At 69.6% G+C, this 12959-nt stretch carries 9 protein-coding genes; all 9 read left to right on the top strand.

Going from position 1 to position 12959, the window contains the following annotated elements; genetic code table 11:
- The first annotated feature begins 4 nt into the window (after positions 1-4).
- Entirely contained in the window at positions 5-2731 is a 2727-nt protein-coding gene (locus RW112_RS08070) for a family 78 glycoside hydrolase catalytic domain (protein ID WP_317781251.1), read from the top strand.
- Positions 2728-3687, top strand: a complete 960-nt coding sequence (locus tag RW112_RS08065; protein WP_317781250.1) for an alpha/beta hydrolase — start codon at positions 2728-2730, stop codon at positions 3685-3687. Before RW112_RS08070 ends, RW112_RS08065 begins: the two co-directional genes overlap by 4 nt.
- 49 nt (positions 3688-3736) lie before the next feature.
- Positions 3737-4096 carry a VOC family protein gene (locus tag RW112_RS08060; protein ID WP_317781249.1) on the top strand — a complete coding sequence of 120 codons (360 nt, stop codon included), beginning with the start codon at positions 3737-3739 and terminating at the stop codon, positions 4094-4096.
- A 137-nt stretch (positions 4097-4233) separates the two neighbouring features.
- Entirely contained in the window at positions 4234-6864 is a 2631-nt protein-coding gene (locus RW112_RS08055; protein WP_317781248.1) for a glycoside hydrolase family 78 protein, read from the top strand.
- On the top strand, positions 6861-7889 hold the full coding sequence (locus tag RW112_RS08050; protein ID WP_317781247.1) for an alpha/beta hydrolase fold domain-containing protein: 1029 nt from the start codon (positions 6861-6863) through the stop codon (positions 7887-7889). The genes RW112_RS08055 and RW112_RS08050 overlap by 4 nt, the downstream gene beginning before the upstream one ends.
- A gap of 98 nt (positions 7890-7987) precedes the next feature.
- Complete coding sequence (locus RW112_RS08045; RefSeq protein ID WP_317781245.1) at positions 7988-8881, top strand: alpha/beta hydrolase; 894 nt, start codon at positions 7988-7990, stop codon at positions 8879-8881.
- Positions 8882-8980: 99 nt separating this feature from the next.
- On the top strand, positions 8981-9856 hold the full coding sequence (locus RW112_RS08040; protein WP_317781244.1) for a fumarylacetoacetate hydrolase family protein: 876 nt from the start codon (positions 8981-8983) through the stop codon (positions 9854-9856).
- A complete protein-coding gene (locus RW112_RS08035) occupies positions 9856-11718 on the top strand; it encodes an FAD-dependent monooxygenase (RefSeq protein ID WP_317781243.1) in 1863 nt (620 codons plus the stop codon). The genes RW112_RS08040 and RW112_RS08035 overlap by 1 nt, the downstream gene beginning before the upstream one ends.
- The gene (locus tag RW112_RS08030; protein ID WP_317781242.1) at positions 11696-12940 is read left to right on the top strand and encodes a DUF3500 domain-containing protein; all 1245 of its coding nucleotides are present in this window, start codon (positions 11696-11698) and stop codon (positions 12938-12940) included. The genes RW112_RS08035 and RW112_RS08030 overlap by 23 nt, the downstream gene beginning before the upstream one ends.
- Positions 12941-12959: the final 19 nt, after the last annotated feature.

Genomic DNA, 12959 nt, shown 5'->3' with positions numbered 1-12959 from the left:
CACAGTGAGTGAAATTGCGGGCCCGGCCGCCGCCCGGCTGCGGACCAACCAGCTGGCGGAGGCCTTCGGCATCACCGGCACCGCCCCGCGGTTCAGCTGGACACCGCCGCAGGGGACGGTCCGGCAGGCCGCCTACCAGCTGACTGCCAGCAACGGCTGGGACACCGGCCGGGTGGCCTCGGACGCGCACCGTTTGGTCCCGTATGACGGGCCCGTCCTCCGTTCCCGTGACCGCTTTGAATGGAAGGTCCGGACGTGGAACGTGGCCCCGGACGGCACAGAGGTGCTGTCCGGGTGGGCGGAGCCCATGTCCGTGGAACTGGGCCTGCTGCATCCGGGGGACTGGCTGGCACAGTGGATCGGCCCCGACGAGCACGTGGTCCCGGCGCCGGGGCAGCGTCCCGGCTATGCCCTGCACCGCGAATTCGCCCTGGCCGCCGTGCCGGATTCCGCACGGGCCTATGCCACAGCGCACGGAATCTACGAGCTCTTCATCAACGGCCGGCGGGTGGGGGACCAGCAGCTCACCCCCGGTTCCACGAGCTACCACAGCACCCTGCAGGTGCAGGCGTTCGATATCACCAGGCTGCTCCGGCCCGGGAGCAACACTGTGCGGGCCGTCCTGACAGACGGCTGGTTCCGCGGTTCCTTCGGGTTCACGCGCGACGCCGACATGTACGGGACGCAGACAGCGTTCCTGGCGCAGCTGGAACTTGAGTCCGCGGAAACCCGGACGGTCATCGGCACCGACGGTTCGTGGCTTGTTTCCGGAACAGAGATCGTCTCGGCGGACCTCATGGAAGGCCAGCGCGTGGACCTCCGCTCCGCGGCTGCGGAAGGCACGGAGGCCCGGCCCGCCGCCCTGCGGGAGGGCAGTTACGCCACCCTCTCCGGCCCGGTGGCACCACCCACCCGGATCGTGGAGGAACTCGTTCCGGCGTCCATCACCCGCCTTGGCAACGGCCACCAGATGGTGGACCTGGGGCAGAACATCAACGGCTGGGTCCGGTTGAGCCGGCTGGGCGCCCGGGGCACCGAAGTCACCCTGGTGCACGGGGAAACCCTGGATGTCGACGGGGATGTCAGCCAGGACCATCTCCGGCCCATCGACTTCACCAAACCCGGGCAGTTCCTGGCCGCCGGGCAAGTGGACTCGGTGGTCTCCGCCGGTGCACCCGAAGGGGTCTTTGAGCCGCGCCACACCGTCCACGGCTTCCGCTACGTCTCCGTCCGGGGCCTGGCTGAAACGCTGGGGCCGGCGGATATTTCGGGCTGCATGGTCCAGACCGACCTGGAACGCCTGGGCACCTTCAGCTGCAGCGACGGCCGGCTCAACAAGCTGCATGGGATCGTCGAATGGAGCTTCCGGGACAACGCCTGCGAGGTGCCCACCGACTGTCCGCAGCGTGAAAAGGCCGGGTGGACCGGCGACTGGCAGCTCTTCGTGCCCACGGCAGCCTACCTCTTCGACGTGGCAGGTTTTTCGCGGAAATGGCTCAACGATGTTCGTGCCGACCAGTGGGACAACGGGGTCGTCGCCAACATCTCCCCGTCACCCGGGCCTGCCGTAACCGGGGCCGAATTCATGGCCTTCACCAACGGGTCCTCGGGGTGGGGCGATGCGGTGGTCATGGTTCCCTGGGAAATTTACCTCGCCACCGGGGACACCGGCATTCTCGAAGAGAACTGGGACGCGATGAACCGGTGGCTCGGCTTCGTCCGCAGCACCGCGGAGGGGAACCGGCATCCGGCCAGGGCCGCCGCGGAGCCCGCGCCGGCCCCGCATGAGCAATACCTCTGGGACACCGGCTTCCATTTCGGGGAGTGGATGGAACCCGGCGGCCCGGCGCCTGACCTCTTCGCCGCCCGGTCCATGGACAACGGCATTGTGGCCACCGCGTACTACCGGCACTCCGCCGCGTTGATGGCCGGGATTGCCGCCGTCCTGGGCAGGGATGCGGAAGCCCGCGAACTTGGCGAGCTCTCGGGGAATGTCCGCCGCGCCTGGCAGCAGGAATACCTGCTGCCCGACGGAACGGTGCGGGATAAAACGGGCGAGGGCGGCACGCAGGCGAACTGCGTGCGGGCTCTCGCCTTCGACCTCGTGCCGGAAACTGCCCGGACCGCCGTCACGGGGCAGCTCGCCACCCTGGTCCGGGAGGCGGGGACCCATCTGGGCACCGGCTTCCTTGCCACGCCGTACCTGCTTCCGGCGCTCGCCGACAACGGCCGCCTCGATCTTGCCTATGAGCTGCTGATGCAGGATTCCGAGCCCTCGTGGCTGGTGATGGTGGACCGCGGTGCCACCACCGTGTGGGAGGACTGGAACGGCATCGGGGCCGACGGGAGCCCCAAGGGCTCCCTGAACCACTACAGCAAGGGCGCCGTGGCCTCGTTCCTGCACCGCTACACTGCCGGGCTGCGCCAGTCGCCGGGGAGTGCCGGCTGGGAGCGGATCATCATCGAACCCCGGCCGGGTGCAGGGCTGACGTCCGCCAGCACCTCGCACCGGGGCCCGCAGGGCCTCATCAACATCGAATGGGCCATCGACGACGGCGTGCTGGCGCTCACCGCGGCCCTGCCGTCGGGGACCACCGCCGAAGTCCGCCTGCCGGGCGGACCGGCCGCCGTCGTCGGACCCGGAACACATTCCTTCACCGCCGCTATGCCCGGCAGCGCAATGCCGGCCGGCGCCCACACCCACCCGGACTATGCAGGGAGCACGCCATGACCCAGGAAACCAACACCACCACTGCCCCGGCACGACTGCCTTCACCGCCTCCGTTCCCGGCGTTCCACGCGCCGGGAACTCCGCAGGCGGCATCGGAGGTGTCCGCGGTGCACCGCGAACTCAGCTATGCCATCGCCGTCGGGTTCCGGCGCCTGGCCATGGACGTCTGGCTGCCACGCGAGGCAGCCGGACCTGTCCCGGTAGTGGTGTGGATCCACGGCGGAGCCTTCCAGCTCGGCGACCGCCGCGAACTGCCGCCCACCTTTGCGCCGGATTCCGTGTTCCGCCGCCTGAACGAGGCCGGCATCGCGTGCGCCACCGTGGACTACCGCCATGCCCTGGAAGCGCCCTTCCCCGCGCAGCTGCACGACCTGAAGGCGGCCGTCCGGTACCTCCGGGAGCATGCTGACGTCCTGGGCATCGACGCCCGCCGCATCGGCGCCTGGGGCGAGTCCGCCGGCGGACACCTTGCTGCGCTGCTCGGCGTCACGGGGACGCGCGAGGATCTTGAGGGCGGGCTGGGAGTCCGGGGGCACTCCAGTGCCGTCAGTGCGGTGGTGGATTTCTACGGGGTGTCCTCACTGCCGGACATGCCGCCCAGGGATGTGCCTGCCGGCCTGATGTCCGGCGCCCTGGCCGCAGCCGTGCCGCCCGGCATGACCATGGAACCGGGACCCATGCTGGTGGGCGGCACCGCCGACCCCGCCCTCCTGGCGGCGGCAAGCCCGCTGGGGTACGTCACCGCAGCAGCACCGCCGTTCCTGCTCATTCACGGCGACAGCGACGGCCTGGTCCCGCTCTCGCAGAGCGAATTGCTGGCCGCGGCGCTGACGGACGCCGGTGTCCGCAACGAACTGGTCACCATCCGGGGCGGCGACCACTGCTTCTTCTTCGCCGAAGACCAGCTGGACGGAATCCTCAGCACGGCGGTGGACTACTTCGTCCGCGAACTTTAAATCCGCGGACCTCAGGACAGGGCCGACGGCGGGCAGGTAGCATGCCGCTATGGCTATCGCACGCTTCCCAAGCTTTGTTATTGACTGCCCCGACGCCGACGCCCTCGCGGGCTTTTACGCCGCCCTGCTCGGCTGGAACATCAAGGTGGACGACGGCTGGACCGAGATCCGGCCCGACGACGGCAGCAACTGCATCGCCTTCCAGCAGGTGGACGGCTACCAGGCGCCCGAATGGCCGGGCCAGTCCCGGCCGCAGCAGATGCACGTGGACCTTGTGGTGGATGACCTGGACGACGGCGAAAAAGAGGCCATCAAGCTTGGCGCCACCAAAGCGGGGACCCAGCCCGGCACCACCTTCCGCGTCTTCCTGGACCCGGCGGGCCACCCGTTCTGCCTCTGCCTGAGCTAGGCGGCTGAACGAAGCGGTTGGAGCGGTTCGCTGGCCCTGTTTTCAGTCAATGAAACTTCGCTAGCGGGGTTGTTGGCGTTTCCGGAACGCTGGAGGAAGACATAAGCCTTCCCCGTTCTTGACGAATCGAGCCGACGTTGACTCATCACACCGCCGTACCTTCCGCCGTCCGCTTCGAACACCACGAGGAGCCGCTGGGCATCGGTGAAGACCGGCCGCGGCTCTCCTGGCAGGTCAGCACCGACACCTCGGGCTGGGTCCAGTCCGCGTACGAACTCGAGCTCGGGCCCGATGAAGCGCGCCTGGTCAGCTACGGCCGGACTGAATCCGCCGAACAGCTCCTGCAGCCGTGGCCGGCGCCGCCACTGGAGAGCCGGCAGCGTGTCGCGGTGCGCGTCCGGGTCTGGGGAACGGGCGACGACGGGCCCTCCGGGTGGAGCCGTGTCGCCTACGTCGAAGCCGGGCTCCTGCATCCCGGGGACTGGCAGGCGGCCATGATCCGGCCGGCCTGGCACGAAGCCAGCGAAGACACGGAACCCGCCGCCAGGCTGAGCCGGACGTTCGAAGTCACCGGTCCCGTGGCCTCCGCCCGCCTCTACGCCAGCGCCCACGGGCTCTATGTCGCCTCGATCAACGGCCGGCGCGTGGGGCGCGACCGCCTGGCACCGGGCTGGACCAGCTACCACCACCGCCTCCGCTACCAGACCCATGACGTCACCGGCTATCTGCGGCCCGGCACCAATGTCATCGGACTCGAACTTGCCGACGGCTGGTGGCGGGGCAACCTGGGCTTCCAGGACAAGCGGAACACCTACGGGGACCGCACAGCGGCGATCGCCCAACTGGAAATCGCCGACGACGGCGGCCGGATCACGGTCATCGGAACCGACAGGTCCTGGCTGGCAGGGAGGAGCCCGGTGCTCGGCGCCGATCTCTACAACGGCGAAACGTACGACGCCCGGCTGGAGGACGGCGGCTGGGCCGGCTCCGGGGATGCCGCCCTCGGCCCTGTAGCCGTGGAGGACTTTGAGGCATCGGTGCTGGTGGCCCCGGACGGTCCGCCGGTGCGGGCCACTGAAGAGCTGTCCGTTCGCGCCGTGCTGGGCACGCCGTCCGGGAAGACCATCCTCGACTTCGGCCAGAACCTGGTGGGGCACGTACGCATCCGGGTCAGCGGCGAGGCCGGCACGGAGCTGGTCCTGCGCCACGCCGAAGTCCTGGAACACGGAGAACTCGGCACCAGGCCCCTGCGGGTCGCCAGGCAGACCGACCGGTACATCCTGCGCGGCGGCCGCGAGGAAACCTGGGAGCCGGAGTTCACCATCCACGGGTTCCGCTACGTGGAGGTGAGCGGCTGGCCGTGTGACCTCGACCCGGAAGCCTTCACCGCCGTCGTTGTCCACTCGGACCTGGCGCGGACCGGCACCTTTGAATGTTCCGACGCCATGCTGAACCGGCTCCATTCCAACGTGGTGTGGGGCATGCGCGGGAACTTCGTCGATGTGCCAACGGACTGCCCGCAGCGCAACGAGCGGCTCGGCTGGACCGGGGACTTCCAGATTTTCGCAGCAACCGCGTCCTTCCTCTACCGGATCCCGGGGTTCACCGCCTCCTGGCTGAAGGACCTGGCGGCGGAGCAGGGAACCGACGGGCCCCCGCCCCTGGTTGTCCCCGAAGTGACGTTCGACAAGCCGCCGTTCCCGGTCCGCCCGGTGATGGCCGCGTGGGGTGATGCGGCCGTGCTGGTTCCGTGGGTGCTGTACCAGCGCAGCGGCGACCTGGAGTTCCTGCGGCGGCAGCTGCCCGGAATGACCGCGTGGCTGGACGCTGCGGCCCGGGCCGCCGGACCGGAGCTGCGGTTCGAGCAGGGGTTCCAGTTCGGTGACTGGCTGGACCCGGCGGCGCCACCGAACGATCCCGGCGCCGCCCGGACGCCGTGGCAGCTCGTGGCGCAGGCCTACCTGGCGTGCTCCGCCCGGGTGGCCGCTGAGGCCGCGGAGCTGCTGGGGGAGGATTCCGCCGCCCTGAACGGGCTCTCGCAGCGGGCCGCCGAAGTATTCCGGAAGCGTTATATATCCGGCAGCGGGCTGCTGATGCCGCCTACGCAGACGGCCTATGCCGTGGCACTGAGCTTCGGGCTGCTGGAGGGCGGGGAGCGGGCTGCAGCGGCGGCGGGCCTGGCAGCTGCCGTGGAGGCCGACGGCTACCGGATCGCCACCGGCTTCGTCGGGACGCCGCTGGTGTGCGACGCCCTGACCGACCACGGTTATGCGACGGCGGCGTACCGGCTGCTGCTCCAGACGGAATGCCCGTCCTGGCTGTACCCCGTGACCATGGGGGCCACCACCATCTGGGAGCGCTGGGATTCCATGCTTCCGGACGGCAGTATCAACGAGGGTGAAATGACGTCCTTCAACCATTACGCCCTGGGTGCCGTGGCCGACTGGATGCACCGCAGCCTGGCCGGCCTGGCGCCGGCTGAACCGGGCTACCGGAAGCTCCTGGTCCGGCCCCGGCCGGGCGGCGGGCTGGACTGGGCGGAAGCCCGGCACGAAACCCCGTACGGTGTGGCCTCGGTGCGGTGGGACCTGGCGGGCCGGGACTTCACGCTGCAGCTGACCGTCCCCGCAGGGTGCACCGCCACGGTGGTGCTGCCCGACGCTGAAGGGAGTACCTATGGCGTGGGTTCCGGGACGCACTCGTTCAGCTGCGCCGCGGCGCTGCCTGATGGCGCCGTCCGGGCACCCGAGCTCGCCGCACGGCCATGACCGTGGATCCGGAGCTGGCCGGCCTCCTGCACCACGTGGCCGGCGCCGGCTCCTTCGCCGAGCTCCTTGCCGATCCGTCCGGCGTGCAGCGACTGGAGGCCTTCAGCGCCGGGGGTGCCCCGTATACGGCACCCGACGTAGCTGTCCGGACCGTGGATGTACCGGGACCCAACGGCCCGGTACCGGTGCGCATTTACGCCGGACCGGCGTCGGACTCCTCCAGCGCGGACCCTTCCACTGCGGGCGACTCCACTGCGGGCGCCTCCGGCGGCGCTGCTGGCGGGGGCCTTCCCGCCCTCGTGTGGATCCACGGCGGCGGGTTCGCCGGGGGTGGCCTGGACATGCGGGAAGCGGACCAGCTGTCGCGGGAAGTGGCGGCCAGAATGGGCGGGATCGTGCTGTCCGTGGATTACCGGCTGGCCCGCGACGGCGTGCATTTCCCGGTACCGCACGATGACGTCCTGGCGGCATGGCTTTGGGCCGTCGAGCACGCCGCGGAACTGGGGGCTGACCCCCGGACACTGTGCCTGGGCGGTGCCAGTGCCGGTGGCAACCTGGCAGTCGGAGCAGCCCTGTACCTCAAGGATTCGGGCCGCCAGCTGCCTGCAAAACTGGTGCTGGCCTACCCTTTCCTGCACGCGGAGCTGCCGGCGTCAGGGAACCCTGATTCAGCAGGCATGTCCGGCCTGCCGCGCATCCTCCGCTTCACGGCGGACGACTGCCGCGCCCTGGTGGAGAACTACATTGGCGGTCCCCTCCTGATGGCATCCTCCTATGCGATGCCCGGGCATGCGGATCCCGCCGGACTGCCGCCGTCCGCGGTCCTGGTGTCCGAATACGATGACCTGCGCTACTCCGCCGAGCTGTTCATCCGCGGTCTCCGCTCTGCCGGGATCGCCGTGGAAGCACGCCTGGAAGCCGGTGCCACTCACGGGTACCTGAACCACTCCGCCGGACTGGGCATTGTGCAGCGCGGCCTGCAGTTCCTGGCCGACGAAGTGGGCTCCGCGAAGCCGTTCCAATGATTGAAATTTCCCGTTTCCAGTGGGCCTTCCGTCCAGCAGGCTTAGGGGAGACGCCGGATCGATCCTGATACCGGCCATGGCAACGGATGGAGTCACTGATGACTGCAGGACAAGTCCTGAGGGGAATCGAGTTTTCGATTCCCGGCGGTTCGCCGTTGCTGCTGGACCTTTACCTGCCGGGCGGGGGCAGCACCCAGGTCCCGGTGCCGGCCGTGGTGCACTTCCATGGCGGCGGCTGGCGGACGGGGGAGCGTTCCTCCCTCGGCCCGGTCACGGACGGGTTCTCGCTGACCCCTTTTGAGCGTTTGGCAGCAGCCGGGTTCGCCGTGGTGTCGGCAGACTACCGGCTGTCCTCGGAGGCGGTGTTTCCGGCCCAGCTCCTCGATGCCAGGGCCGCCGTCTCCTGGCTCCGGAGCCACGCGGCCGACTACAACGTGGACCCGGAGCGGATCTACGCCTGGGGCGACTCCGCCGGCGGCCACCTGGCCTGCCTGGTGGGCCTCGGCGCGGACGGTTCCGGCGGTTACGACGTGGACGGTTCCGGCGACGGCGGCGACGGCGGACAGGCAGGAGCGGCGCGTGTTGCCGCCGTCGCCGCCTGGTACGCGCCCACTGATTTGGTGCGGATGGGCGCCCAGGCACTGCCCGACGCCGTCGCCACGGCCGACGATCCCGGCTCCCGGGAAGCGCTCCTCATCGGCGCCCGGCCCGCCGACGCCCCGGAGAAAGCGGCTGCCGCCAGTCCGTTGAGCTACGTCGGCGGGCACGCCCCGCCGTTCTTCCTGGCCCACGGCACCGCGGACCGCTTCGTCCCGCCGGCCCAGGCCACCACACTGGCCGCTGCGCTGGAAGCCTCGGGCGCCGACGTCGAACTTCACCTCATTGAGGGTGCCGACCACATGTGGCTGCTGCCGGACGAAAGCCCGGCAGCGGCGCAGAAGGTCCTGGACGCCACCATCGATTTCTTCCGCAGGCAAGCCCGCGCTTCCTGACATTGCGCTTCCTGACATTGCACTTCCCGACATTGCACTACCTCCTGAACCCGCCTGACCGGCATTCGCCGTGCCCGGGCTAGACCTGAAAGGCTCCACATGCAGTACATCGGCATCAACCACCGCGGGGAACCTTGGGCAGCGGCCCTGGTGGACTCCCGCGTCTTCCCGCTGGCGCCCGTGGGCGAGTTCTGGGCCGACGCCGCCGGCTGGCAAGACAAGTCTGTCTCGCTGACGGCTGGCAGCCCGCAGTCCGACGACGACGGCGGCTGGCTTGAGCGCGGCAGCGTCACCGAGGTGCCGCTGGTGCCGCCGTCCGCACGCGTCATCTGCGTGGGACTCAACTACAAGGCGCACGCCGCCGAGGGCAGCTACAAGGAGCAGGAGCTCCCTCCGCACCCCACACTGTTCGGCCGCTGGACCGCATCCCTGTCGGTGGGAAATGTGCCTGTTCCGGTGCCTGCCGGCGAAGACGGCCTGGACTGGGAAGGCGAAGTGGCGGCATACATCGGCCGGCGGGTGGAATCCGCGAACGAAGCCGAGGCCGCGGAGTCGGTCTTCGGTTACTCCACCTTCAACGACCTGACCGCCCGCCGGGCCCAGAAGCTCACCTCGCAGTGGACCCTGGGCAAGAACGGTGACTTCAGCGGGCCGCTGGGCCCGATGGTCAGCCGCGACGAGGCGGGCGACCTCCGGGACGGCCTCCAGGTCCGCACCCGGGTGAACGGCACCGAGGTCCAGAACGGCAACACACGGGACATGATCTTCTCCGTACCCGCCATCGTCTCGCTGATCAGCCACACGCTCACCCTCCATCCCGGCGATGTGATCGCCACCGGAACCCCGGAGGGTGTGGGGTACGCCCGCACACCGCAGTGGCTGCTGCAGCCCGGCGACACGGTTGAAGTGGAAATCGACCGCCTCGGCACGCTGACCACCCCCGTAGGCGACAGCTCACTCCGTGGCCGTGCCTGATGGTTACGCTGCACTCCGCCTCCCCTGACGCGGTGCCCGGGGAGGTGCAGGTCCTGATCTCCGGCGGCGGCCCCAGCGGGCTCTTCCTCTCGCTGGACCTGGCTTCCCGCGGCATTCCCAGCGTGGTGATTGAACCCCGGACAACCGTGGATCCGGACAGGCCCCGGGCCAAGACCACCAACGCCCGCACCATGACGCACCTGCGCCGGCTGGGACTGGCGGACGCCCTGCGCGCCGCTGCCCCGCTTCCCGTGGAGTACGCCCAGGACGTGATCTTCTGCACCGGTCTGGCCGGTCCCTCAGCCCACGGGCTGCGGACCTTCCGGCAGGCCTTCCAGCTGGTGCCCGGCCGCTACGGTCCGCAACCCGAATGCGGGCAGCAGGTTCCGCAGCCGGTCCTGGAGGAGGTCCTCCGGGCGGCGGTGGCCAAGGCGCCCCTGGTCACCCTGCTGACCGGGTGGCACGTTGAGGACGTTACTGCCCATGACGGAGGTGTTCACTCCGGATCCATCGATCCAGGCACCATGGATCCCGGAACAGCAGGCGCCGCACCCGCCGTCATTCGATCCGCCGTCGCCGTGGCGGACGGCGCCGGGCGCACCCGCACCATCGCCGCGGACTTTGTGGTCGGGGCCGACGGCGGGTCGTCGGCTGTGCGCCGCAGCCTTGGCATCCGCTTGGAAGGCGGCTCCGCAGCCCTGTCCAACATCAGCATCCTGTTCCGTTCCAAGGGCCTCGGCTCCGCGATCACGCTGCCCCCGGCCGTCCAGTACTGGGTGGTGGGCGGGGAAACCGCAGGAATGGTGGGCCGGATGGACCTCGTCGACACCTGGTGGGCCATCATCCAGGGAGTGGACGCCGCAGCAGCGGGCGGGTTGGCTGACCACGAAGCCGTCGCCATGGTCCGCGAACTCGTGGGCGCAGACGTGGATATCAACGTGGTGGCAACGGACCCCTGGACCGCGCGCATGCTCCTTGCTCCCGGATACGGCCGCGACGGCGTGTTCCTGGTGGGCGACGCGGCACACCTGAATCCGCCCTGGGGCGGCCACGGCTTCAACACCTGCATCGGGGACGCCGCGAACCTGGCATGGAAAATCGCGGCCAGCCTGAACGGCTGGGGCGGCCCGGGGCTTTTGGCCAGTTACGGCCTGGAACGCCGTCCGGTGGCCGCCCGCACCATCCGGGACGCCGCCACCAACGGCGAGGCGCTCGCCTACCATTTCGCTGATCCGGCGCTGCGCAGCGACGGCGGCGACGGCCTCCGGGCCAGGCAGGCGGCTTACCAGGCGCTCGCGGTCAAGCAGAGCGAGTTCGATTCGCTGGGGCTGGTGCTCGGCTACGCCTACGCGGATTCGCCCCTGGTGGTGCCGGACGGCTCGCCGGTTCCCGCCGAAGACCCCATCCGGTACGTCGCGTCGGCCAGCCCGGGCGCCCTGCTTCCGCACGCGTGGCTGGACGCCAACACCTCCGTCTACAGCCGCCTCGGCCCGGGTTTCACCCTTCTGGCCGATGCCGCCGCCTTGGGCGGGGCGCAGGCGGACCAGGTCTTCGCACCGGTATTCGTCGCAGCCGCGCGGCGGGGCATCCCGGTGACCGTCGCCGCCGTCGGGCCTTCCGACGACGGGACGCCGATGGGGGAACTGTGGGGGGCCGACGCAGTGCTGGTCCGCCCGGACCAGCACGTCGCTTGGCGAGGGAGTGTGCCGGAGGCTGCTGCGGCAGCGCTGTCCGTGGCCGCAGGCTGGGGCGCGGCATCGCCAGACTCTTCGCAGCACCACCCGACGCAGCACCACTCGTCACAACACCACTCGTCGCAGTCCAACGAAAGGGACTCCCGTGTCAGCGCCGTCATTCCGTGATTTTCTCTTCGCCCCCGACCATCCGCGGGTGGCCGGCATCCGCGGCCTCACTGCCCGGGATTATGCCGAGGCAGCCAAGACCGACTCCTTTGCCGGGCCCATGATCAAGGGCTGGGACGTGCTCTATCCGGAACCGTTCACGGGCATCACGAACGACGGCGTCATCCGCCCGGGACTGTATCCGCTGGAACCAGCCCGGCCCGGGGAGGAAGCTCCCACGGCCGCGATGGTGGCCGCCGGCCGCAAGCTCCTGGAAGTGGCCGCCCCGGAGGAAGCAGCCAGGCTGCGCTACGCCGTGGATGCCCATGAATGGCAGGGCTGGGCCAACCCGGAGTTCATGCAGCACGACACCGGGCTGCGCCTTGACGAGCTGGCTTCGCCCCTCCGCGATGCCGCCCTGGCGGTGGTGGAGGCGAGCCTGAGCCCGACCGGTTTCGAACTGGCCAGGAACCTCATGCGGATCAACGGGTTCCTGGGTGAGCTGGTGGAGCTGCCGCAGCTGATGAACGAATTCAGCTACAACTTCGCCCTGTTTGGCGAGCCGTCCGAGACTGAACCCTGGGGGTGGCAGATGTTCGGCCACCATGTGGCGCTCAACTGCCTGGTGGCGGGCACGCAGCTGGTGATCTCGCCTGTGTTCCTCGGCGCGGAGCCGGATGGCATCGACGCCGGTCCGTACCGGGGCGTCAAAGTCTTCAAGGAGCGCATCGCACTGGCCCGGCAGCTGATGGGGGCACTGCCTGACGCCCTCCGCAAGGACGCAACGGTGTATGGCGCCATGGTGGACCCGGCCATGCCCGAAGGACGGATCCACCCCGGCGACGAACGGCACCTGGCCGGCTGCTTCCAGGACAACCGGGTGATTCCTTACGAGGGCATCCCCGTCGGCTCGATGCCGCCCGCGGCCCGGGCCGTGCTGGACGAAGTGGTGGAGGATTTCATCGCCTACCTGCCGGACGGGCCCAGGGCCGCGCGGCGCAGGGAGATCCAGGAGAACTATGGGGAGAGCTGGTTCAGCTGGATCGGCGGCTGGGAAGGTCAGGAGGCTTTTTACTTCCGGCTGCAGAGCCCCGTGGTGGTGATGGAACTGGACCACCACACGGGCGTCTTCCTGAGTAACGACGAGCCGGCGCCGTTCCACATGCATACCGTGCTCCGCACCCCGAACGGCAACGATTACGGCCGCGAACTGGTGCGCCAATTCCCGTCGATTGCTCCGTAACGGCCCTTTTCCGGGGTGA

The sequence above is a fragment of the Arthrobacter sp. B10-11 genome (genome assembly GCF_033142195.1).
Classification (GTDB): Bacteria; Actinomycetota; Actinomycetes; order Actinomycetales; family Micrococcaceae; genus Arthrobacter; species Arthrobacter oryzae_C.
The sequence above is the reverse complement of the archived record's forward strand: the minus strand, read 5'-3'. Positions and strand labels throughout refer to the sequence as shown.